The organism is Paraburkholderia sp. Ac-20342 (assembly GCF_017104985.1).
GTDB lineage: Bacteria > Pseudomonadota > Gammaproteobacteria > Burkholderiales > Burkholderiaceae > Paraburkholderia.
This window is the reverse complement of sequence record NZ_JAAGPQ010000066.1, coordinates 1-22,727: the sequence shown is the minus strand read 5'-3', so window position 1 is coordinate 22,727 and position 22,727 is coordinate 1. Positions and strand designations below refer to the sequence as shown.

The following is a 22,727-nucleotide window of genomic DNA, read 5'->3' as shown; positions in this document are numbered from 1 at the left end:
CTCGTCCTCGTCGTTTCAGGTGATCCAGGTTAGTCCGTCGCGTGGCCGTTCAGGCGCGCCCGCGCCTGCTCGATCCAGCCCTCGCGCATCACGCGGCCGCGCGCATTGAGCTTGAGGTCCAGCCATGCCGCCTCTTCCGGCTCCAGCGCCGCGAGTTGCGCGTAACACTCGATACCCAGTTGATGCAGCTTCTCCGCCATGCGCGGGCCGACACCCGCGAGGCTTTCGAGATCGTCGGGCTGTTCGCCGTGGGCGCGCGGCTCGATCTTCGGCGCGCGCGGCACCGGCGTACCGCCAACGGCGAGCGCGGGATGGCCAGCCGCCTGCGCGTCCGTGGCCAGGTCTGCCGCAACCACGGTCTGCGCGACCGGGCCCGTCAGCGCCGCCGGTCCAGGACCGGCTGCAAGCGCTGCGGCCCCCTGCATGCCAAGCATCTGCTGGAAGCGTTGCAGCAGCACCAGCGCGGCCGGATGCATCGTCTCGACGGAACCCGAGACGTCGACCACGGCGGCGAGCGCCGTGCGGCGCTTGTCTTCCGTGTCGAGCAACAGCGGCAGCGTGGCAAGCGCCTGCTGCGGCTCCAGATCGACGATGATCTGCTGCTGGCGCAGCAGCTTCGCGAGCGCCGCTTCGTCGAAATGGCCGAACCGGTCGGTATGCGTGAGCATGTCGAGCACGCGTTCCATGCGCGAGCGGCGCAGATAGCCGCGCGCCTTCGACATCAGCCCGAGCATGCGCACCGCGCCCTCGGCCGCGCCGCCTTCGGTCATCGCCTCGAGTGCGGCGCGCACTTCCGGCAGCGCGCGCAGGTCCTTGCCGCGGCGATGCTCCGCGCCCTGCAATTCGTGGTGGCCGATGCCCTTCATCAGCGGCGAGCCGTAGATCGCATGGAAGACCGTTTCGCGCCAGCCGTCGCGCATGCCGCGATACAGATTGAGCTGGTTTTCGACGACGAGCGCGCCGATGCGCTCGAACGCCGCGAACGGATTGTCCAGATCGACGGGCTGACGCTGCGCACGTGCCGTCGCAGCCCACGCCTCGACCGGCTTCATGAGCGGATTCTGGTCCGAGAAGAGGCTGCAGCGCAGACGGATCGGCTGGAAATCGCGCGCGGCCTGCGCGGACTCGGGCGTGACCGCCGCGCGCACGAACGGACGCACGGCCAGCTCGTATAGCTCGGTGCCCATTTTCGACAGACGCGCGACGGACGCGAACAGCGCTTCGTCGTCGCGGCCGTCGTCGATGCCGAGCAGATCGTCGATCGTGCGGGCCTCGAAGCGGATATGCACGCGGTCGGCGGCATCGTCGAGCTTCATTTCGTAGAGGCCGGGCGGCAGGCCGTCGATGGCGCGCAGCGTCTCGGTAATCGCGTCGTGCTCGCGCGTGGCGATCTTCGCCGATACGAAAATGCCGAGATGGCCGATCGACTGATGGATCATGTACACGATGCGCTGGCCGCGCATCTTGATCTCGTCGACGTTCGCGTAGAGGTCCGCGATCCAGTTGAGCGCCTGTTGCGGCGGCGTGATGTTGTCGCCATGCGAGGCGAACACGACGATCGGCGAGGTGATGCGGCGCAGGTCGATGACCTCGCCGCCGAGCCGCGCTTCGCCGCGCGCGAGCCGGTTGCCGACGAACAGGTTCTCGACGATCCAGCGGATTTCGGCCTCGTTCATCAGATGGAAGCCGCCCCACCAGCGCTCGAAGCCGAGATAGCGCGACGCTTCCGAGTCGATGTGCGAATACAGGTGGTAGTACTTTTTGAACAGATGGTTGGCCGGGTCGAGACCCTCGAAGTTGAGCACGAGCCACGCGCCGTCGAACACGCCGTTGCCGAGGTCGGACATGACGAGCGCCGGCAGTGCGCCGCCGGACAGGCCGCCCGTGTAGCGCATCGGGTTCTCGCCGGTGCGGCCCGCCCAATACGACATCGGCGCGCCGTTGACGACGACCGGACCGGCCAGCTCCGGCGCCGATGCCGCGAGCAGCATTGCGGCCCAGCCGCCCTGGCAGTTGCCGATCACCGCGGGCCGGTGCGCGTTCGGATGACGGCGCGCGATCTCGCGCAGGAATTCGACTTCGGCGTCGCGCACGTCGGCCATGGTCTGGCCGGGTTCCGGCACCGGGCGGAACACGACGAAGTAGACCGGATGGCCGCCCTTGAAGGCCTCGCCGACCTGGCTGTCCGGCTTGAAGCCGCCGATGCCGGCGCCGTGGCCCGCGCGCGGATCGATAATCATAAACGGCTGCTTGTCGTCGTCGATCGTCACGTCCGCCGGCGGAACGATGCGCACGAGCGAATAGTTGACCGGCAACGCCAGTTCGCGGCCGTCGATCAGGAGTTCGTACTGGAAGTCGAGCACCGGCGGCATGCCCGCCTTCAGATGCTCGACGTAGTTGTTGCCGCGCTGGCGCAACGTGTCGAGCATCAGCACCTGGCGCTGCACGGCATCGGTCAGGTAGCCGATCCAGTCGGCCATCCAGCTGGCCGGTGCATTCGAGGCCCGCGCGTGCAACTGCTTTAGCTCGTGCTCGATGCCGTGCTGCAGTTCGTCGGCGAAAGCGGCGGCCGCGTGGCGCACGCGGCTGGCCTGGTTCCACGCCACTTCCGACACGGTATTGCCGAATTTACGCTGGTCGGCGAAGGCGCGCAGCAGGGCTTCGCCGCCCTGCCAATAGCGCCCGTACAGCGTTTCGAGAACGTCTAAGCCTTGATCGACACGGCCATCCATCATCGTTTTCTCCATGACTCGTTAGCGTGCGGGTCGGCTCTTTGCGGAGCCAGGCGATCGTGAGCGCAGGGCTCGCCAATCCGCATCACAGTAGTGACGTGTGGTGACAGAGAAGTGAATGCGCGGGATCGTCAGGGCGACTCGCGCGATGAGGCATGGAATGGCGGGGAAATTGGCGGATCGTTCTTTGGGGGGTGCGAGGTGAGGTTCGGTGGGCGGCCGGTTGGTAGCCGGTTCGTGGCCGGTTGATGCGGCGTGGTCACGGCTCGGACACCGGAATGTCATGGAAGGGGTGGTAGCGGCGGCATGGCCTCATCGGCAACGGCGTCGAACCGCGATGCCGTCGATTGCGCGACCATGCCGTCACGGTGCTGCTTGCGCCTCGCGCTTACGCTACCGCCGCCGGACTCAGCGCGGCCAACGCCACCGCGTCCGCGCCGGCGGGCAAACGAATCGTGCTCGACGGGTCGTTCGCCGCGCGCCACACCGCTTCCGCCACATCCAGCGCCTGAGTGACAGACCCGGACGACTGCGCCCATCCCGCGAAGACGCTCTGCGCCAGATCGGCGTAGGCATCGGGAATGCCGCCCATCCGGGCTCGCGCGTTTTCCCCGAAACGGGTTTCCGGCGCTCGCCCCGGCAACACGAGGTTGACGCGCACGTTGAACGGCTCAAGTTCCAGCGCCAGCGATTCGGTGAACGCGTTGATCGCCGCCTTGCTGGCGGTGTACACCGAGAGCAGATGCAGCGGCTTGAACGTCACACTCGAGGTGACATTCACGATGCCCCCTGCCTGGCGTTGCCTGAATTGCGGAAGCACGGCGTGGGTCATCGCCATCGTGCCGAACGTATTGGTCTCGAAGACCTCGCGCACCGTATCCATCGAGGTGCCTTCAAAGGCATTCAGCAGACCGATGCCGGCGTTGTTGACCAGCACGTCGATCGGCCCGGCGGCATCCACGGCGCGGCGAATGCTGTCCTGGTCGGTGACGTCGAGCGCCAGCACGCGCAGATTCTCGGAGCGCGGCAGCACGCCCTCGCGCGGCGTGCGCATCGTGGCGATGACCTTCCAGTCGCGATCGAGAAAGTATCGGGCGATTTCGAGGCCGAAGCCGGACGAACAGCCTGTGATGAGGATGGTTCCCATGCGTGATCCCGGTTTGTCTGTGGAACCGACACAATAGACGCGCGGACGCGGACTGCCTACAATCAAAGGTCCACATTTCGCCTTCATTCGTCCACCATGATCGACCCGCTTGCCGAGGTGGTCACGTTGCTTCAGCCGAGGGCCGCGTTCTCGAAAGTGGTCAGTGGCGCCGGGGCCTGGCGCGTTCGCCGCACGGAAGCGGGCCGCCCCTTCTACTGCGCGCTGCTCGGCGGCTCGTGTCGCCTTGCCGTCGACGGCCATGAGCCGATCACGCTCGTGGCAGGTGATTTCGCGCTGGTTCCCTCGGCGCATGGCTTCACGATGTCGAGTCTCGACCCGGCGACAGCGGAGGACCTCGACACCGAGCCCATCGCCTTAGCCGACGGCGAATTCCGTCTCGGAAACGAAAGCGGCTCGCCCAATGCGCGCTGGCTGGTCGGTTACTGCGTTTTCGGTTCGCCGGATACGGCCTTGCTTGTCTCGCTGCTTCCGCAACTCGTGCATGTGCGCGGCGAGAAGCGGCTGACGGCACTCGTGGAACTCGTCAACGACGAATCGCGTGCGAGACGCCCCGCACGCGACATGATCCTGGAACGCCTGCTGGAAGTGCTGCTGATCGAAACGCTGCGCTCCACGGCGAGAACCGGCGCATCCCCTGGCCTCTTGCGCGGATTAGCCGACGAGCGCCTCGCCGCCGCGATACGGCGGATGCACGAGAGTCCCGCCCAGCCCTGGACGGTCGCGCAGTTGGCCAAAGAGGCCGCGCTCTCGCGCTCGGCGTTCTTCAAACGCTTCAGTCAGACCGTGGGGCTCGCGCCGATGGAATATCTGCTCGCGTGGCGCATGGCGTTGGCCGAGAGCCTGCTGCGGCAGAAAGCCAGCATTGCGGATGTAGCGCAGCGGGTTGGCTATAGCTCGGCGAGTACGTTCAGCATCGCGTTCACGCGTCATGTCGGGCTACCGCCTCGGAGGTATATGCTGGGTTGGTGCGGTAGTGGGGGTGGGTTATGTGATGCGATGTGTCGAACGTCGGCTCGGACTCGGGTCGACGTGGTTTCAGACCGGACGGTGGTTTAAGTCGGGATGGTAAATGGGACGGTGTTAATCCGGGTTCTTGGTTTTTGTCGCCGCTTCTACCGCCAACCTGTCTTGCAGGTTGGCGGTAGTTCAGGAACAACGTCCTGATCCTGATTTATTCCCACTCGATTGTCAACAGGCGGGCGGGCCCCTTGTATGGGCGGCCGTTCCGCCGGTTCACATTGCCACGATACCGTCGCCGATACCGAAGAATACTGCCGGCACGTACCGCCTCTCTACGGACTGCAATGGAGAATCAGTGCCAACTTTGCTCAAAAAATCGCGAAGATGGCGCACCTCGACACGATCGGTGGTGACGACACCGCATCCGATACCGTCAGGCATTTTCCAACGCGGTCCTGACAAAGCCAGCCGGTGCCAAGACCACAATCAGAGAGACTGATCCCCCGGGTCGACGAAAGCAATTCGCTACGCACTGATTCTCTGGTCTGCGCTCGTATACTGCAGCGTGGGCGCGCAGAGATCGATATTCGCCGTTCTTATCGGCTTCTTCAACCTTCGCTCGGTGAAAGCTTCGAGAGCGCGATTTGTCCTTAGCCTGCTAAACGACCAACTGACCTAACCTACTTCAAACGCCATGCCTTCATCCCGCAGCGCGTCAGAGAGATAGTTGTCCAGCAACCATGCTGAAACGCCTCTGTACACCGTAGACCTCGCCACGAATTGCGCCGCTGGTAGGTTAAACGACAGGACCAGTTCCCCTGGTTGCTTTGAGCGACATCAGCAAGGTATGGATGGACATCACCGCTCCGCGATCGCGCCGCCGACGGCGGCCGGCTCAGCAAGTTCATCGCGCTCGAAACGTCCGTAGCGCAATGCCAGCGTCGGCAGCACGATCAGATTCAGCGCGGTAGAGGTAATCAGCCCGCCGAGGATCACGATCGCCATCGGCCCCTCGATCTCGTTGCCGGCCGCGCCGCTCGTCACGGCGAGCGGCAGCAGCGCCAGCGCGGTGACGAGCGCGGTCATCAGGATCGGGACAAGACGCTCGGACGCGCCGCGAACGGCGGTACCGGGGTTCCATGGCTGTCCTTCCACCTGTACGAGGTGAGCGTAGTGGCTGATCAGCATGATCGAGTTGCGCAGGGAAATGCCGAACAGTGTAACGAACCCCACCATGCTGCCGAGCGACAGGTTCGCGCCCGTCGACACCACACCCAGCACGCCCCCGACAAGCGCAAAAGGCAGGTTGGCCATGACCAGCAGCACGCCCCTGCGGCTCTTGAGAGCCAGGAACAGCAGCAGCGCAATGCCGACGAGCGACATCGCGCCGTAGACCAGCAAGTCATGCTGCGACTGGGCGCGCGCTTCGCTTTCGCCCGCGAATACCGCGTACGTGCCAGGCGGCATGCTGACTTCATGGCGGATGCGCGCCTGTGCGTCCCAGACGAAATCGCTCACGCGCCGACTGCCGAGATTGACCGACACCGTCTGCATGCGCCGCCCACCGTCGTGGGTGATCTGATAGCGGCCCGAGACCTGGCGAATCGTCGCGAGATCGCGCAGCGGCACGGCGAGTCCGTCCGGATTGCGCATCATCAGCGCCCCGACACTGTCCAGTGTCGCTCGATCCTGAGATGCCAGCACCGCAACCACGTCGTATGTGCGGCTACCGCGATAGATCTGTGAGACCGTCGTGCCCTGATACGCGGACTGGATCGCGTCGAGCACCTCCACCGGCCTGAAACCGTAGCGGTTCAACTGATCGAGCTTGAGCTTCACATCCAGTTCCGGAATCCCGGGCGGCGATTCCACCCGCACGCTTGCCGCGCCCCGAACCGACCCGAGCACGCGTGCGATCTCCTGGGCCTTGCGATCGATCACATCCAGATCGTCGCCGAACACGTTGACCACGACCGGGGCGGTCACACCTGAAATCGTCTCGTCGATGCGTTCGACCAGAAACGTGTTGACGGACGTGGTGAGCCCGGGGAAGCGCGCCAGTGCCTGATTGATGCGATAGAGCGCCCAGCTCTGGTCCGATGCGCTCATCGGCTTCAGATCGACCTCGAACTCGGAGAGCTGCACACCCACAGGATCGACAACCTCGTTGGCGCGACCCGCGCGTTGAGCGACCAGGCGAACGCCCGGGACCTCCATCAGCGCATGCGAAACCTGCGTGCCGATACGCATCGACTCGGCGAGCGACGTGCCGGGAGCCAGGCCCATATGGACGATGAAGTGGCCCTCGCGCAGTTCCGGAATGAAGTTGCCGCTCATGAACGGCACCGAAGCAAGCGCCGCGACGCACATCAGTGCGACGACGACCATGACCGTTTTCACGCGCTGCTCCACTTTCACCAGCATTGCCACGTACCCGGCCTTCATGCGCGCGATCAGCCGTGGTTCGCGTTCCGGCAATGGGCCGCGCACCAGCAGCGCGAGCGCCATCGCGGGCGTGAGCGTCAGCGCCACGCAGAGTGACGCGAGCACGGCGAGGATATAGGCGATGCCGAGCGGCGCGAACAGCTTGCCGGCGACGCCTGAAAGCGTCAGCACGGGCAGAAAGATCAGCATCACGATGAAGGTGGCGAACACCACGGCGCTGCGGACTTCGAGCGACGCACGCAACACCACGCGAAACGCGGGCAGCGGCTTCGGCAAGCCGCGGTTCTCCCGCAAGCGGCGGTAGATGTTTTCCACATCGATGATCGCGTCATCGACGACCTCGCCCAGCGCAATCGCAAGACCGCCGAGCGTCATGGTGTTCAGGCTCACGCCGAACGAGGTCAGCACGATGATGGCAACGAGCAGCGAAAGCGGAATAGCCACCGCGGAGATCACCGCGGTGCGTACGTTGAGGAGAAACAGGAAAAGGACGACAATCACCAGCGCCGCGCCGACGAACAGCGCCGCGCGCAGATGACTGATCGATGCATCGATGAAGTTCGCCGGCCGGAACACATCGGCGTTCACGTCCACCCCCTCTTTCTGGAGCACCGGCTGCAGCGCCGACAGGGTTTTCTCGATGTGCTTCGTCACCGCCATCGTGTTGGTGCCGTACTGACTCTCCAGCACCAGCATCACGCCGGGCTGCCCCATGATCGAGGCCGCGCCCATCGCGGGCGCCGCACCCCAGTTCACCGTTGCGACATCGCCGAGTCGAACGGCGGCGCCATTGCTCCAGTGCAGGACGATCGCGGCGAGCTTGTCGGGTGTCGTGATCTGGCCGTCGGCGTTGACGGCGATGCGCTGGTTATCGTTCTCGATGAAGCCCGCGCCGCGCACGCCGGTCGATACGCGCGCCGCGGCCAATACGTCCTGCATCGTGAGGCCGTAGCGCATCAGCTTGGCGGAATCAACCTGAATCTGAAGCTGACGCGTCTGTCCGCCGAAGACGATGGCGTCCGCCACGCCTGGCACGCTGAGCAACTGCGGCCTGATGGTCCACTGCGCGATGTCGTACAGCCCCATCAGGGAATGCTTCTTCGAGGTGAGTCCAATCGTGCGTACCACGCTGGTCGTGGTGGTGAGCGGCAGCAGCTTCGGCGGCATGACGCCCGCAGGCAGGCTCGCCGCGAGCGCGCTCACCCGCTCGGAGACCAGCTGGCGGATCTGCATCACGTTCGCATGGTCGTCGAATACGAGCGTAATGGCGGACAGGCCCTGCATCGATCTGGAGCGCATCGACTGCAGTCCGACCATGCCGCCGAGGCCGTTCTCGATCGGCTGCGTCACGAGCGTCTCCACTTGCTCGCTGGTGAGGCCGGGCGCCTCGGTCTGCACAATGCTCATGGGCGGAGCAAACTCCGGAAACACATCGAGCTTCGCGCGGGTGAGCGAATAGAGACCGTAGCCGGCCATGATAACGGCCAGCGCATAGATCACGCCGCGAAAGCGCAGCGAGAACCGGATAATTGCGTTAAGCATGAGCAGTCGGTGGGTTCGTATCGTGCCAGGCGAGATGACGGATCAGTCGTCGCACTCGGGCGGGTCCTTGCAGGCCGTCCTGATGCCGCGAGGCTTCTGTTCCTCGGAAAGCAGCAGTTGGGCGCCTTGAGTGACGACGCGGTCCCCGGCATGAAACCCGGCGTTCACGAGAAAGCCCTGATCGCTCTCGTCGCCTGCCGGCACATAGCGCCGCGCGAAGTGATCCTGTGCCGTCTGCACGTAGGCCCATGGCTGCCCGCCGTACCAGATGACGGCTGCATTGGGCACGACGAGCCGCTGCGAGGCGGCCGCTGAAGTCGGGACGTGCGCGCTCGTGCGGGTGCCGACGGGCAGTGCGCGGTCCACCGCGTAAAACCACGGAATGCCCTGCACCGACGGGTCGGCGAGCGGCGATGCGGAAAGCTTCGTTGCAGCGAGCGCCTGTCCGTCCGGCGTGTCGACCGTGATACGTTCCGGCGCCGCGCCCTTGAATCCCGCGGGCAGCGTCACACGCAGCACGGCCGTGCTGCCCGACAGCAGCCGCTGGAACAGCGCCGACGAAGCGTCTGTCGACGCGCGCGTGAGCGCATCACCGAATTGCTCGCGCATCGTTGCTTCCAGCCCGCTGACTGCCGCCCTGGCTGACTTGAGCTTCGCCTGATCCGCCTGCATCGCTGTGCGCGCATCCTGCAGGCTTTTCTGGGAGACGTTGCGGTCGTCCTCGAACAGCACGTTGCTGCGTTCATACTGCGTATGGGAATTGCCGGCTTGGGCGGTGAGCGTGTCGAGATCAGCGCGCGCGGCGGCCAGCCGGTTGCGCAGATCGAAGAGCGGCTGCAGATCGACCACCGTTGTCCATGCGGTGCTGTCAGGCTGCACCGTGGCGAGCGCGAGCGGCGCAACCTCGATGTGGCTCGCGCGTTGAACCTCGGGGCTGACGGTCACCACGGTTTCGCCGTTGACGGTCTGAACATCCAGCTGGGGCGCCGCCTGCGCGGTCGCGGGCGTTGCCGCTGGCTGGGCGCCAAGCGCCGCATGGATGTAGCAGCCCGCGCCGGCGGCCAGCGCGATGGTGACGACGCCAAAGAAGAGCAACCGGTATTTCATCACCGTGATTCCTGTTCGGTCAGAGATTCGCTCGCCGGCTCGGGTTCGAGGGGCCGTTGCATGGCATCCTCGAGCGCGTCGGCCGCCTGTCGCGCGGCGACGACGGCATCCAGATGCGTCATCTCGTTCGCTTCGTAGTCGGCTTTCGCCTGCGTGAGCGTCAGACGGTCGGTGTCACCGGCGGCAAAGCCCGCCGCCTGACTGTCGAGCTGATGTCGCGCGGTCGTGAGGTGCCGGGCGGAGAGCTGCACCGCGTCAAGGCTCGCCCGATAGCGCGCGAGGGCATGATCCAGATCGCCGAGGATCGCGTCCTGCAGGGCGGCCGTACGGGCCGCCGCTTCCTTGCGCTTGGCCTCGGCCTGCGCGATGTTCCCCTGGTTCTGGTCGAAAATCGGCAAGGTGATGCCGGCAATCCCGAAGCCGATCTTGTGCGTGCCGGTGTCGTACGTGTAGCCGGGGCCGAGGTGAATGTCGGGATACTGCCTGGCCACTTCGAGTTGCAGCGCCGATTCGGCGGCCGCATAGTCAGCGAGCGACGCCAGGAGATCGGCGCGATGAAAAATGGCGTCGCGCCGTGCTTCAGCGGCCGGCGGAGCGGCCGGCGCGGTACCCAACTCGTCGAGGTCGAACTGGACGCCGTCGAGCGCGGACACCGGCACCCCGATCGCCGACGCCAACTGCGCGAGCGCATCCTGCCGGGCGCTTTGGGCCGCGGCCAAATCAGCCTGAGCCTGCGTCGCCACGAGGACGACCGCGTCGACGTCCGGTCCCGAGTTCTCGCCGACCGAGCGTCGCTTTCCGACCATCCGGACGATCTGCTCCAGCGCCTGTGCCTTGCGCGACAGGAATTCAGCGCGTACGCGCGCGGCATACAGCGCGAGCAGCGCATCGCGGACCTGGCCACGGACTTTCCACGCTTCGTTGCCGATCGTCAGACGCGCGGATTCCGACAGATGCGAGGCCTGATCGACTCGGTAACCGCGTTTTCCCGCGGTCTCGATCGGAATGTCGAGGGCGGGACCCCAGATGAACGGCGCCCCCGGTCCGGGATTGGGTGTCGCGAACTGGAACGGCAACTGCAGTACCGGGTTCGGAATGGCATCGGCGACCTGCACGCCGGCTTTCGCGGTGCCCCATTGGGCGCGCGCGACGTCGAGCGCCGGACTGTAGTGCCAGGCCGCCAGCGTGAGCATCTGCCGGTTCCAGCGGGCGACGGGCCACGGCTGGATCTCGTGACCGAGCGCCTTCGCAAGAAATGCGCGCAGGTCATCGCTCGCGAGCGAGCGTTGCTCGAACTGGCGGGCCAGTTGGGCGGGCGCGATCGGCTGTGCGTGATAGGTCGCACAGCCGGCCAGCAGTGTTAGGACAATGAGTATTGCTCGGCGCATTCCTGCATCCATGGGTCTTGCCGCCGTGTGCTTTGGGCAGCTTCAGACCCGGATGCTACGCAACCGGTTGTGAAATTTTCGTCAACAGGGTGGCGGATCAGCCTTCGAGGCCCGCCAGGGGCAGGCTCAGCGACACGCGAGTGCCCTGGCGCTCCGCGCTTTCGAGCTGGATCGCCCAGCCGTAGCGGTCGCAGATCTTCTTGACGATCGACAGGCCAATCCCGAAACCCTGCGGTTCAGTCTGCCCCTGCGCGGCACGGTAGAACCGGTCGAAGACGTGCGGCAACGCTTCTTCGGAAATGCCCGCGCCGGTGTCTTCGATGTGCAGCCAGCCGTCAGCGTACGAAAAGCGTATGCAACCCCGATCGGTGTAGCGCCCGGCATTGTCGATCAGGTTCGACAGTACGATCGCCAGAGCGGAAGAGTTCGCGTTGACCTGAATGCGGCTGTCGACGTCGTTTATCGTATGCACGCCGCTGCTCACAAAGCGATCCGCAAACGGCGTCAGCGTGGTCCCGATCATGTGCGCGAGTTCGACCGGCTCGATGCGCTGGGTGGAATCGTCGCGGGCGAGCATCAGCAGCGCATCGACGAGCTCGTGCATGCCGTCCGCCGCGCGGTTGATCTGCGCAAGCCGGGCGCGCGACTTGCCGCCGATGGCGGGGTCCTGTTCGAGCAGCTCACAGCTGGTCTTGACTGCGGTGAGCGGCGTGCGCAGCTCGTGGCTGACGTTGCCGGTGAAATCCTTCTCGCGCGCGATCATGTCGGCCATACGCCGATGGTAGTCGTTGAAGGCTTCGACCAGTCCGGCGATCTCGGCTTCGTCATATCCGCCGGGATCGATCGAGCCGGTGCCTTCATGGCGGAGCCCCTTGACCTGACGCGCCAGGCTGGCGACCTGGCGCACCAGCATTCCTGAAACGCCGAACGAAAGCCAGACCGTCAGCAGCGCGAACACGCCCGTGCCGGCCATGAGCGCGTCGATCACCTCCTTGAAATGCGTTTCGTAGATGCTGAAGTCGTAGATGCGGTAGAGCCGCGTGCCCTGGAAAGAGACGATTGCAACATGGATCTCCTGGCCCCCGACGATGATCTCGTGCGTTCCGGCAGGCAGGCTCGCGACACTCGATGGCAGACTGAGCCGGAACTTGTCCGCCGGCGAGACATAGCCTTGCAAGTGCTCGTCGAACGGCGGCAGCAGCGACGGATTCGCCTGATAGCTTCGCAGCACGCTGACCACGTCATCACGGATCAACGCGGCGATGAGCTTCTCTTCCTGCGCTTCCGCAAGCACCCTGACGCCCAGCGCCTGCGCGGCGAGCAGGATGATCGTGAGCGCCGAGAACATCAGCGCGACCTTGAAGCGGAGGCTACGTCGCATCGGTGTCACGCGCGACGAGCCGGTAGCCGAGCCCGTGGACGGTTTCGATCAGCTCCGCTTCGCCTTGCCGCGTCAATGCCTTGCGCAGGGTATAGATGTGGGCGCGCAGCGTGTCGCTGTCGGGCAGCTCGTCGCCCCAGACCTCCATTTCGAGCTCGGTTCGGCCGAATACGCGCCCCGGCGCTTGCATCAGGATACGCAGCAGCTGCAGATCTTTCGGCTGCAACTTGACGATCCGTCCGCCGCGCTCGACCGTGAGCGTCGTCAGATCGAGCCGCACATCGCCGAAGCGAAGTTCCTGCGTGGCGACCTCGCCCCAGTAGCGCTTGATCAGCGCGCCGAGCCGGGCGCCCACCTCGCGCAGCGAAAACGGTTTGACCAGATAGTCATCGGCGCCATGCACGAAGCCGGCGAGCTTGTCGTCGAGCGCATCCCTTGCGGTGAGCATCAGCACCGGCGTATCCCGGTGCGCTTCTTCGCGCAGCTTGCGGCACAGCGTCAGTCCATCCATGCGCGGCAGCGACAGATCGAGCAGGATCGCGTCCCACGAGTCGGCCATGGCCATCTCCAGCCCCGTCTGGCCATTGGAGGCGAGATCGACCTCGAATCCGTTCTCTTCGAGGTAGTCGTACAGATTCGCCGCAATCGCCGGATCGTCCTCGACAATGAGCACCTTCATCGAATTACTGTCCGTCAGAATTTTTGCCAGGAAGCCAAAGCGCGGGCGGGCCTTGTCCGCGAAACCGCGGCATCGTCGCGCTCTTCCGGTGCCCGGTGAAACTTGTGAACGGGAAGGCGCGTTTCGAATGCGGAGCTTCATAGTCTACCCAAGTTCAGTTCGAGCGAATCTGGCGTGGCCTTTTGGAGCCACGATGTGACCGAACCGAATCCAGGAAGCGCGGTTACACCCGTTGGTCTGCTGCGGACATTCCCCGCGGTCTGGGACGTCTGTCGACACGAGGCCTTCTGGCGTTTGTAAAGCTGAAACAACAGGCATAAGCGCTCTCGCCGATCTACAGTTCGCGTTCGCACTGTGCAAATTTGAATGGCCGCAACCTGATTGAAGGCGACGCATGAATGTCTGATCAGCAGCGGAAACGAATGTCGCTTCATGGCCGCTTGTACGCGTTCACCCTCTGCACCGGAAGCCGCCATTCGAAAGCATCGGACCTTTGCCAGTGGCAGTTTTGGGGTGCCCTATCCCAGCAGGTGCAACCGGCCAACTAAGGACGTTCGCCCACGCGTTCACCCGGACGTTCGAACGTCGGCTTCTCCTGGACAACCGACCTTCGTATCCAGGTCGCGTCGGCCACGTCGTCAGCCATGGCACTCTCTTGGCCCCTCAACGCATCGACGCCCAACGGAGTTGCCATATAGGGCCACAAGCTTTCGACAGCCGACAAATCTCCGCGAACCGCGACTGTGGGCGTCGCAGGACGGCAACGCACGGACCGACAATGTGCTGATGCGTCTTCCGATGCCTACAAAGAATCGACTGTAATAGCCAGCGCAGTTCGCAGGCCTTTACCGGACCGCGCAGTCAACACTCGATGACACGCCCCCTGCGACCCGGCCAGACGGTGATGCGCGTCATTGGTCTTGCTAGGCTTATGCTGCACACGCCATGTCGCCATCAAGCCGACAGGTATGTTGACGCGCTCCTCCGGACATCGCGTCCGGAGCGGCTACTCCCCGAAGAGTGCGGCGACTATAAAAGCACACCGCTTGATCGCACTACCCAATTTTAGTATACCCCCCTACCCTATAAATGCTACACTCCACCCGAAAACGGGAGAACGGACATGAGCCATACGATCCGCGAAAAGCAGAAGCTGCTTAACCGCATCCGCCGAATCAAGGGGCAGGTAGAAGCGATCGAAAGAGCGCTCGAGGAAGAGCGCGGCTGCATGGAGGTACTGCAGCAGGTCACGAGCTGTCGCGGCGCCATGAACGGCCTGCTCGCCGTCGTGCTTGAGGACCACATTCGCACCCACCTGGTCGATGCAGAACCGGCTGACGAGCATGGCAGCGGGACAGAGCAATTAATCGAAGTGGTCCACAGCTACTTCAAGTGAGAGAAGCATGAGCGAGTTCGAGGATACCGCCTTCGGAGCGGGACAGAACCACATCTTTCTGGGTGCAGCCCATGAAGACAACGAGCGCAGAACCTGGATGGTGATTGCGCTGTGCAGCGCGATGATGGTGGCCGAGATAGTCGGTGGCGGTCTTTTCGGGTCGCTCGCGCTCGTCGCGGACGGCCTGCACATGTCGACACACGCCGGCGCGATGCTGATTGCCGCGCTCGCGTACACGTACGCCCGCAGGCATGCGGGCGATCCCCGCTTCGTATTCGGCACCGGCAAGCTGGGAGATCTCGCGGGATTCACCAGCGCCATCGTGCTCGCCATGATCGCCCTGCTCATTGCGTACGAAGCCCTATCGCGCTTTCTCTCGCCGGTGCCCATCCACTTCGGTCAGGCCATCCCTATCGCCGTGCTTGGCCTGCTGGTCAATCTCGCGAGTGTCTGGCTGCTGAGCGGCAACCATCATGGCCACAGCCATGGACATGGGCACGGCCATGAACACGGTCATGAGGAAGAGGTGCACCGCATCGTCGGTAGCGCTGGCGTTTTTGCCTTGTCGGTTTTCGAGGACGGTGTTCCACCCGTTTTCCGCATTACGCCCGACATGACTTCCTCGAAACTGAACGCCGATACTGTTTCGGTTACGACGATCCGCCCTGACGGCGCGCATCAGACCTTCGCATTTGCCGATTGCGGCGGCTATCTGGAGTCGAAGGATGACATTCCCGAGCCGCACGCGTTCAGGGCCGTTGTCCGTCTGCCCGATGGTGAACATCAGATCGAATTCGAGGAACACGGGCACGATCACGACGACGCGCAGACGGCCGCGAACCGTGACCACAACATTCGATCGGCCCACATTCACGTCATTGCCGACGCTGCGGTCTCCGTACTGGCGATCATCGGCCTATTGCTGGCGCGTGCGTTTGGCTGGGTCTGGATGGACCCGCTCGCGGGCGTGATTGGCGCACTGGTGATTGCGAACTGGTCGCGGGGCTTGATGCGCGATACGGGCGGCATCCTGCTCGACATGAATCTGGACAGGCGCATGGCTGAGAACGTCCGTCATGTCATCGAAGACAACGGCGATACTGTGCTCGACCTCCATGTATGGCGCGTCGGTCCGGGGCACATGAGTGCAATCGTATCGGTGGCCACCCGGGAAGCGCAACGTAACCCAGGCTTCTACCGCGCGGCGCTCAAGCGCTTCAAGGGACTGTCGCATCTCACCATAGAAGTGAATCCTGCACGCGCCGCCGCCTGAACGATGGCATTCAGATCGCCTTGCATCGAAGTCTGTGCGTTCGATGGCAAAACCGGGCTTTGCGTCGGCTGCTATCGAACCCGTGACGAAATCCGCGGCTGGAAGAAGATGACGGACCATCGGCGCCATCAGATCCTCAATGAGAAGACCCGTCGACAGGCGAAGGTGGCGCGTGAGACGCCGAAACTTTCAGCACCGGACTGAAGGTTTCGAGCGCCCCATTTCATTGATCGTTCAGTGCCGCCGCCCATCACGACGACCATCCTGCCGAATGTTCGGGGCCTCACTGCGGAGCCATGATCCTCAGCACCGGATTGCCGTCCACACTTTTGAGCGGAAACCAGGACCGATGCGTCTGCGGATCGACAGCCACAACATGCGCGTTCGCGCCCGACCCTGCCATCGCCGATCTTCGACACGCCGGACGTGCCCACGTTGAATATCGACACCACGCCCGCCTCGCCGGCCACGTACGCCATGTGCAATGCGGAATCGAACGCGAGTACATCCGGATCGCCGCCCACGTCGAACGCGCCGATAACCTTCATCCCTCGCATGTCGAACACCACCAGGCGATCGTTGTCCTCACAGGCAATCAATGCGAGTCGCGATTCCGGGATGATCAACAGCCCATGATTGCCTTTCGCCCCCGGCAGGTCGGTACGGGAAACGATCGTATTAGTGGCCGGGTCGATTTCCACCAGCTGGCGTCGCGTTTGCACGTTGACGAAGACGTGTCGCGAAACCGGATCAAATTGCGAACTGCCAACCTCTCCGCCCATCGGAATCGTCGCGACACGCCGGTTGCCCGGAACATCGATCACCGTCTCGGTCTCTCCTGTTTCATCTGAAACGTAGAGCCTGCGCGCATCGGGCGCGTACGCCATGCCGTCCGGATAGACGCCGCCGGGCACTCGGGCGGTGATCTTCAGCGTGCGCTCGTCGATCGCGACAACCTCGTTCGCGCCGGTCGCCGACGCATACACGCGGGACAGTTCAGGCACGACAAGAACACCGTGCACGGTGGAGATTCCGGGTATGCGCGCGACGATGCGCGACACGAGCGAGTCAAATACGACAACTTCGCTGTCCCCCAGATGCGCGATGAACAGCAGATGCCTGCCAGGGTCGTAGCTTTCATAGTCGAATCGTGACGCATGTCCTGGCAGCGGCACATCCTCGATGTACTTCAGTGGCAGAGTGCCGGTTACTACGTCATCCGCTTCATGCGCCTCACAACCGGCACCGCTCGCTGCCACATCCTCTCTTCACCAGCGGATAGCATGGCAGGAATCTGTTCCATTATGGTTTCTTTGCTCACGGCTGCGGCCACCTCACTGAAATCAAATCCCGCTGACCTTCCACCTCCTGGATGAGCGCAACGCCCGCATTCCCGTGAGTGCCGACGGCTTACGTGAAACATGAGCGGGAGTGCCACATCGCGTTTGTACGTATGTTCAACGAAAGCATTCAATTCTAGTATTTGGATACAGAGTACGGTGCTCCGTACTCAAAAATAATTCAGAATTTCCCAAACACTTTGTATTTATCGCAAGAAAGACACGTGATGGAGACGCGATGAACATGCCAGACTTCCTGACAAGACACTCGGCAAGCGCAACGCTCGACGAACCATTTCTTATCGGCGAGACCGGATTTTCTTTCGGCCGAAGTCAACGGCCCACGCCTTCCCTGGCACAGTGGACGGATGGCGAAATCCCGGAAACCGCTCGCGAAGTCCTGCAGGCCCAGAGCGGATTCAGCGGTTTCACCGGTCTCATCCGGGTAGCAACCGAGTTGGACACTTTCGGCGTCCCTCACGCGGAGTGGGTGCTTGGGAAGACATCGCTGGGACTACTTTCAATGGTGGTCCGCGACGCAAGCCACTGCGCAGAGCACCGATTACGTGACGACGTGGCCTTCGCCATCGCCGAGGCGAAGCGTTATTGTGCCGTTGCCGCTATTGTCTTCGTGCAACAAGGACGCAATGATGCGACTCGCTGCCACGACGCATTGAGAGCCGCATTCGACGTGGAGGTTGTGGAGGCCGATGTCCTCTACAAGAGCGGCCTCACATCCGACATACCTGTCTGGTTTGCCAGCCTTTCATTCCGTCAGGTATAACCGGACGGTAGCGGATACCAGCACCATCCCGGCCCTGGCGGTTCCGCGCCGGAATTCGAGCGCGGACCGCAATCCAGCCCCATTTCATCCCGGCCGGAGCCGTTCGTCATCTGGCAAGATGATCATGCACCGCCCGAGTTCGGGTTATTTGACTTCGCGCATGCCCGCGCGTCTTCGCACACTTCTCCCACGCTGGTAAGCTTGCGGTATTCTGTATCCACAGTACCCGTTGCCATGCCAGCAAAACTTCTGAAACTTCAGGCTCGTACAGATTACGTCGACGAGGTCTACCGTGTTCTTCTCGACGCCATCAGCGAGGGCTCCATCGCCCCTGGGACACGCATTGTCCAGGAGGAAATCGCGGAGCAACTGGCAGTCTCCCGATCGCCGGTCCTGCAGGCATTCCGGCTGCTGAAGAAGGATGGACTGGTGGAGGACGCTCCTGGCCGGGGACTTCAGGTGACACCGCTGGACGCGGAGCGGATCGGCCACCTCTACGAACTACGCGGCGCGCTCGATAGCCTTGCCGCCCGCCTCGCAGCCAGGAAGCAGATCAAGCTGGACAAGACGCTCATCGCGACCGGCAGGAAGCTATCAAAGGGCTCGGATATAAAGGCAATGATCGAGTCCGATATGGCGTTCCACCTCGCCATTTACGCCGCCTCGGGCAATCCGCTCATTGTCGAGAATGCACGCCTGCATTGGATGCACCTGCGGCGCGTCATGGGCGCGGTTCATCAGGTTGCCGGCCAGCGCAAGACGGTCTGGGACGAACATGCCGCAATTGCAGATGCCATTGCAAAAGGCGATGAAGAGCTTGCGGCAAAACTCAGCGTCCAGCACACGGAATTTGCCCGAGAGAATCTGGTCCAGCACATGAGCGAGGCGGTCACCTAAGCTGAGTGCTCCCCGACGCGATAGGCCGATCAAGCACAGCGAACGCACCTGCCTCTAGCGCTGCCGGCCGGCAGCGATGCTCCGGCCGGCTTGTCTGCTGCGATAGTTACTTAGAGTTGGAGTTAACGAGAGTCGGTGGAACGAGAAGTACCATCGCGCCGCCGACCAACAGGCTGACGGAGAGCACCAGCACGCCCGCACCCGCGGAGCCCGTTGTGTTTTTGATTACCCCAATCAGAGACGGGCTGACCACGCCTGAGATACTGCCGACCGAATTTGCCAACGCGAGGCCGGCCGCTGCGGCGGCACCCCCCAGGAAGGCCGGTGGCAACACCCAGAATTGGGAAATCGTCGTCATCACGCCCATCGTTCCAATCGTCAGGCCAATCATTGCGAGAACAGTCGAGTGGGCGAATGAGACGCTCATCGCGAGTCCAAACGCACCTACCAGGCCCGGCACAATCAGGTGCCAGCGTCGCTCGCCGGTGCGGTCAGAGCTTTGGCTGACCACTATCATGGCAATGGCACCCGCCGCATACGGAATAGCCGAGAGCAAACCGACGTTGAGCGGATCGGAGACCCCGCTCGACTTGATCAGCGTCGGGAGCCAGAAGCTCACACCGTAGAGCCCCATCGTGTAGAAGAAATAGATGCCGCTGACGAGAAGAATCTTCGGATTCAGCAGGCCATCCAGTGCGGAGTGCAGCGCGTCTTTCGGTGCTTCGTCCCGCAATTTTCTCTCGATTGCCGCCTTCTGGCTTTCGCTAAGCCAGTTTGCGTCCTGAACCTTGTCGTCGAGATAAAAGAATGCGATGACACCGAGGATGACGGTCGGTATGCCTTCAAGCAGAAAGAGCCATTGCCATCCCGCTATCCCGTGTACGCCGCCGAGCTGGGTCATGAGCCAACCCGAAAGAGGCCCGCCAATGACACCTGACATCGGAATGCCCGTCATGAACAGCGCCGTCACCTTGGAGCGCCTCGAGGAGGGGAACCAGTACGTCAGGTAAAGAACGATCGCCGGAAAGAATCCCGCTTCGGCGACGCCAAGAAGAAACCGCATGATATAAAACTCGACCGGCGTCCTGACGAACATCATGCAGGCCGAAATAATGCCCCATGTCACCATGATTCGCGCGATCCAGCGCCGTGGGCCGACGCGCAGAAGCAGCAGATTGCTCGGAACCTCGAACAAAAGGTAGCCGATGAAGAACACACTTGCTCCGAATCCGTAGATGGCCTCGTTGAGGCCCAGGTCGTTGAGCATCTGCAGTTTGGCAAATGCAACATTGATTCGGTCCAGATATGCCGCCAAGTAGCATAGAAAGAGGAATGGCACGAGCCGCATGGTTGCTTTCGCAAATGCGGATGACTCGCCACCTTCCATATACGCGGCTGGGCTGTGGGAACTCATGGTTGTCTCCTTGGGGGCCTTGCTTCCTCGGCGGGCGCACTATGTGCTTTGTCTCCGCCGCAATGGAGACCTCCGAAAAGGAACAACTCGATGTTCCTTCGGAGGTCGAGAGTTCGCTAAACGCCAGTTAGTCGAACATGTCGTGCTGCGTCGCGAGAAGGTCGTTCCAGATAGTCTGGAAATGGAGCCAGCCGATGTAGTCGCTACCGACGTGCTCGCGACTGTAGCGAGCGCGCTCAGGCGCCACCTCTTTGGGCGTGACGCCGGTGGCTTCGATCATCAACTGTTGCCGGCAGCAGCGCTCCAGGGCGATGAACCAGAAAGCCGCCGAGTCGATGCTGTGGCGGCTCGCGGTGAGCAGGCCGTGATTCTGGTGAATCGCGGCCTTGACGCCGGCGAAAGCGTTCGCGACCTTGTTGCCGCCCTTTACTTCGACCGCAACCTTGCCCGCCTCGTCACCAATAACCACGTGGTCCTCGTAGAAGGCGGCCGCATCCTGCGAGATGGGAGCGAGGGGCTTGCCGAGCGATGCGAACGCGGTGCCGTACACCGTGTGCGCGTGGCACATGGCGACGATATCCGGATGCTGCTCGTGCACCGCCGCGTGCAGGACGAAGCCGGCACGATTGATGGCGTACTCGCCCTCTACGACCGTGCCTTCGTGGTCGGCGCAGATGAGATTCGAGACCTTGACCTGCGCGAAGTGAACGGCCATCGGATTCGTCCAGTAGAGGCTCGGATTGCCCGGATCGCGTACGGTGAGGTGCCCGGCAAACCCGTAATCGAAGCCTTGAATAGCGAATGCGCGGCAGGCGGCCACGAGTCGTTCCTTGAGATGCTGACGGTGTTCTTCCACCGTCTTGAACGTGGGAAGATCCGGAAAAATCAGCCCCTCCTGGTCAGGTTGATAAATCGAAACCTTTCCGGGTTTCACGATCGAATCGGTCGGCTGTTCGGCGACGGTGGACATGGTCATTCTCCTTCTACAAGATGGGGTGACGAAAACTTGAAGCGAATTGATTTCATTTTTTCAACTACTGTTTCTGTCCCTGGAAACAGGAACCGGTACCGATATCGTCAGCTTTGATGGAACAGTTGACAAACAATGGCTGTTCATACAACCATGAATCACGTTCATGCATGGAGACGGATGTGAGGCGACTTCCAAATTTCGTACTGCTTAGAGCATTCGAAGCAACTGCCCGGCTAAAGAGCTTCACACGTGCGGCAGAAGAACTTCATCTCACTCAATCCGCAATCAGCCACCAGGTTCGCGAACTGGAGGACTACTTCGGCCGCCGACTATTGGCGAGACGCAACCGCACGGTGGAAGCGACGCCGGAGGGACTGCGCCTCCAGCAAAGCCTCGGTCGCGTATTCGACGTCATCGAAGCTGCCTGCAACGAGGTGAGCCTCGCACCCACTGCCCAGGTGCTCGCACTACATAGCGCGCCCAGCTTTGCTGCCAAATGGCTCGGCCCGCGTTTGCTGGAGTTCATGCGTGACAATCCTGACATCACAATCCGGCTCTCGTCGGGCGCGACGCCCATCGATCTCGGCAGGGACCGGGAGATCGATGTGGCGATCTCCTACGGTCACGCCGTCCAAAGGACCGGCATCATGACGCTCCCGATGGGCGAGGAACGTATCGCGCCCATGTGCTCGCCGTCATTGCTTCGCACCGACGTCGAGCCGCGTGCATTGATACAGGAACTCACGCTTATCGACTCCCAACTCAGCGGTATTACATGGTCCGACTGGTTCCGGCACAACGACATGGATCTCCCGAATCGGGCCCGCCCCTCATTCGACCGTGCAGCGCTCGTCCTTTCGGCGGCGGTTGACGGAATGGGCGTTGCACTCGAAACCACACGACTCGCCGAGCGCGAACTCTCCCGTGGAGACCTGGTCATCGTGGGCGAAAGCGCGTTCGTCAAACTTAGCCGTGAGACACATTTCCTCTCCTATCGCGAAAACGAGCATGAAGTCGATAAGGTCAAACGCTTCAGACTCTGGCTTTTCTATGCAGCCGGCCTGGAGCACTCATCGGTTGCGGACTAACCTGGGCACTGGGCTCGCAACGCCCAATGCTCTCTAGAGCGTGTTAGGCACTTCTTGCCAGACCTGATATCCTGGCTGGATGGCAAAACGCAAACCCTATCCGACGGATGTGTCGGACGAGGAATGGAGCTTCGCGGCTCCATATCTGACTTTGATGAAC

At 62.7% G+C, this 22,727-nt stretch carries 16 protein-coding genes and 2 pseudogenes; 8 read left to right on the top strand and 10 right to left on the bottom strand.

Going from position 1 to position 22,727, the window contains the following annotated elements; all coding sequences use genetic code 11:
* Positions 1-29: 29 nt before the first annotated feature.
* Both G3N58_RS23680 and G3N58_RS23675 read right to left on the bottom strand, forming a co-directional pair.
* Positions 30-2,735, bottom strand: a complete 2,706-nt coding sequence (locus G3N58_RS23680; RefSeq protein WP_206000355.1) for a DUF3141 domain-containing protein — start codon at positions 2,733-2,735, stop codon at positions 30-32.
* A 385-nt stretch (positions 2,736-3,120) separates the two neighbouring features.
* On the bottom strand, positions 3,121-3,879 hold the full coding sequence (locus G3N58_RS23675) for an SDR family oxidoreductase (RefSeq protein WP_206000354.1): 759 nt from the start codon (positions 3,877-3,879) through the stop codon (positions 3,121-3,123).
* Positions 3,880-3,975: 96 nt separating this feature from the next.
* On the opposite strand from G3N58_RS23675, the gene G3N58_RS23670 reads away from it, so the two are divergent.
* A complete protein-coding gene (locus G3N58_RS23670; RefSeq protein ID WP_206000353.1) occupies positions 3,976-4,956 on the top strand; it encodes an AraC family transcriptional regulator in 981 nt (326 codons plus the stop codon).
* A 762-nt stretch (positions 4,957-5,718) separates the two neighbouring features.
* Here G3N58_RS23670 and G3N58_RS23665 read toward each other — a convergent pair.
* The 5 genes from G3N58_RS23665 to G3N58_RS23645 all read right to left on the bottom strand — a co-directional run bounded on the left by G3N58_RS23665 (position 5,719) and on the right by G3N58_RS23645 (position 13,402).
* Positions 5,719-8,847 (bottom strand): efflux RND transporter permease subunit, encoded by a 3,129-nt coding sequence (locus tag G3N58_RS23665; RefSeq protein WP_206000352.1) that lies wholly within the window; start codon positions 8,845-8,847, stop codon positions 5,719-5,721.
* A gap of 42 nt (positions 8,848-8,889) precedes the next feature.
* Complete coding sequence (locus G3N58_RS23660; protein ID WP_206000351.1) at positions 8,890-9,954, bottom strand: metal transporter; 1,065 nt, start codon at positions 9,952-9,954, stop codon at positions 8,890-8,892.
* The gene (locus tag G3N58_RS23655; RefSeq protein WP_206000350.1) at positions 9,954-11,342 is read right to left on the bottom strand and encodes a TolC family protein; all 1,389 of its coding nucleotides are present in this window, start codon (positions 11,340-11,342) and stop codon (positions 9,954-9,956) included. The genes G3N58_RS23660 and G3N58_RS23655 overlap by 1 nt, the downstream gene beginning before the upstream one ends.
* Positions 11,343-11,439: 97 nt before the next feature.
* Positions 11,440-12,723, bottom strand: a complete 1,284-nt coding sequence (locus G3N58_RS23650) for a HAMP domain-containing sensor histidine kinase (RefSeq protein ID WP_206000349.1) — start codon at positions 12,721-12,723, stop codon at positions 11,440-11,442.
* Entirely contained in the window at positions 12,713-13,402 is a 690-nt protein-coding gene (locus G3N58_RS23645) for a response regulator transcription factor (RefSeq protein ID WP_206000348.1), read from the bottom strand. Before G3N58_RS23645 ends, G3N58_RS23650 begins: the two co-directional genes overlap by 11 nt.
* A 1,123-nt stretch (positions 13,403-14,525) precedes the next feature.
* Between G3N58_RS23645 and G3N58_RS23640 the strand changes: the two genes are divergently transcribed.
* The 3 genes from G3N58_RS23640 to G3N58_RS23630 are packed head-to-tail and all read left to right on the top strand — an operon-like array spanning position 14,526 to position 16,275.
* Positions 14,526-14,798 carry a metal/formaldehyde-sensitive transcriptional repressor gene (locus G3N58_RS23640; protein WP_205990112.1) on the top strand — a complete coding sequence of 91 codons (273 nt, stop codon included), beginning with the start codon at positions 14,526-14,528 and terminating at the stop codon, positions 14,796-14,798.
* Between the two features lie 7 nt (positions 14,799-14,805).
* Positions 14,806-16,071 carry a CDF family Co(II)/Ni(II) efflux transporter DmeF gene (gene dmeF / locus G3N58_RS23635; RefSeq protein WP_206000347.1) on the top strand — a complete coding sequence of 422 codons (1,266 nt, stop codon included), beginning with the start codon at positions 14,806-14,808 and terminating at the stop codon, positions 16,069-16,071.
* 3 nt (positions 16,072-16,074) lie between these two features.
* Entirely contained in the window at positions 16,075-16,275 is a 201-nt protein-coding gene (locus tag G3N58_RS23630) for a DUF1289 domain-containing protein (RefSeq protein ID WP_205990110.1), read from the top strand.
* Positions 16,276-16,354: 79 nt separating this feature from the next.
* Here the strand turns inward: G3N58_RS23630 and G3N58_RS23625 are convergent.
* Positions 16,355-17,330 (bottom strand): annotated as a pseudogene (locus tag G3N58_RS23625) (YncE family protein).
* A gap of 319 nt (positions 17,331-17,649) precedes the next feature.
* Here G3N58_RS23625 and G3N58_RS23620 point away from each other — a divergent pair.
* The gene (locus tag G3N58_RS23620) at positions 17,650-18,195 is read left to right on the top strand and encodes a hypothetical protein (protein WP_205990109.1); all 546 of its coding nucleotides are present in this window, start codon (positions 17,650-17,652) and stop codon (positions 18,193-18,195) included.
* A 234-nt stretch (positions 18,196-18,429) separates the two neighbouring features.
* The gene (locus G3N58_RS23615; RefSeq protein ID WP_205990108.1) at positions 18,430-19,092 is read left to right on the top strand and encodes a GntR family transcriptional regulator; all 663 of its coding nucleotides are present in this window, start codon (positions 18,430-18,432) and stop codon (positions 19,090-19,092) included.
* Between the two features lie 106 nt (positions 19,093-19,198).
* On the opposite strand, the gene G3N58_RS23610 is transcribed toward G3N58_RS23615, so the two are convergent.
* Positions 19,199-20,506 (bottom strand): MFS transporter, encoded by a 1,308-nt coding sequence (locus G3N58_RS23610; protein WP_205990107.1) that lies wholly within the window; start codon positions 20,504-20,506, stop codon positions 19,199-19,201.
* 127 nt (positions 20,507-20,633) lie between these two features.
* Complete coding sequence (locus G3N58_RS23605) at positions 20,634-21,476, bottom strand: class II aldolase/adducin family protein (protein WP_206000346.1); 843 nt, start codon at positions 21,474-21,476, stop codon at positions 20,634-20,636.
* A gap of 170 nt (positions 21,477-21,646) precedes the next feature.
* On the opposite strand from G3N58_RS23605, the gene G3N58_RS23600 reads away from it, so the two are divergent.
* Positions 21,647-22,567, top strand: a complete 921-nt coding sequence (locus tag G3N58_RS23600) for a LysR substrate-binding domain-containing protein (RefSeq protein WP_205990105.1) — start codon at positions 21,647-21,649, stop codon at positions 22,565-22,567.
* Positions 22,568-22,646: 79 nt separating this feature from the next.
* A pseudogene (locus G3N58_RS34250) lies at positions 22,647-22,727 on the top strand (IS5/IS1182 family transposase); the annotation flags it as partial.

Excerpts from the sequence above, each read along its gene's own strand:
- G3N58_RS23615 (WP_205990108.1), top strand. The coding sequence starts at position 18,430 with ATGCCAGCAAAACTTCTGAAACTTCAGGCTCGTACAGATTACGTCGAC.
- G3N58_RS23655 (WP_206000350.1), bottom strand. The coding sequence starts at position 11,342 with ATGCGCCGAGCAATACTCATTGTCCTAACACTGCTGGCCGGCTGTGCG.
- G3N58_RS23660 (WP_206000351.1), bottom strand. The coding sequence starts at position 9,954 with ATGAAATACCGGTTGCTCTTCTTTGGCGTCGTCACCATCGCGCTGGCC.
- G3N58_RS23620 (WP_205990109.1), top strand. The coding sequence starts at position 17,650 with ATGAACATGCCAGACTTCCTGACAAGACACTCGGCAAGCGCAACGCTC.
- G3N58_RS23630 (WP_205990110.1), top strand. The coding sequence starts at position 16,075 with ATGGCATTCAGATCGCCTTGCATCGAAGTCTGTGCGTTCGATGGCAAA.
- G3N58_RS23600 (WP_205990105.1), top strand. The coding sequence starts at position 21,647 with ATGGAGACGGATGTGAGGCGACTTCCAAATTTCGTACTGCTTAGAGCA.
- G3N58_RS23640 (WP_205990112.1), top strand. The coding sequence starts at position 14,526 with ATGAGCCATACGATCCGCGAAAAGCAGAAGCTGCTTAACCGCATCCGC.
- G3N58_RS23610 (WP_205990107.1), bottom strand. The coding sequence starts at position 20,506 with ATGAGTTCCCACAGCCCAGCCGCGTATATGGAAGGTGGCGAGTCATCC.
- G3N58_RS23605 (WP_206000346.1), bottom strand. The coding sequence starts at position 21,476 with ATGTCCACCGTCGCCGAACAGCCGACCGATTCGATCGTGAAACCCGGA.
- dmeF (WP_206000347.1), top strand. The coding sequence starts at position 14,806 with ATGAGCGAGTTCGAGGATACCGCCTTCGGAGCGGGACAGAACCACATC.
- G3N58_RS23665 (WP_206000352.1), bottom strand. The coding sequence starts at position 8,847 with ATGCTTAACGCAATTATCCGGTTCTCGCTGCGCTTTCGCGGCGTGATC.
- G3N58_RS23675 (WP_206000354.1), bottom strand. The coding sequence starts at position 3,879 with ATGGGAACCATCCTCATCACAGGCTGTTCGTCCGGCTTCGGCCTCGAA.
- G3N58_RS23650 (WP_206000349.1), bottom strand. The coding sequence starts at position 12,723 with ATGCGACGTAGCCTCCGCTTCAAGGTCGCGCTGATGTTCTCGGCGCTC.
- G3N58_RS23670 (WP_206000353.1), top strand. The coding sequence starts at position 3,976 with ATGATCGACCCGCTTGCCGAGGTGGTCACGTTGCTTCAGCCGAGGGCC.
- G3N58_RS23645 (WP_206000348.1), bottom strand. The coding sequence starts at position 13,402 with ATGAAGGTGCTCATTGTCGAGGACGATCCGGCGATTGCGGCGAATCTG.
- G3N58_RS23680 (WP_206000355.1), bottom strand. The coding sequence starts at position 2,735 with ATGATGGATGGCCGTGTCGATCAAGGCTTAGACGTTCTCGAAACGCTG.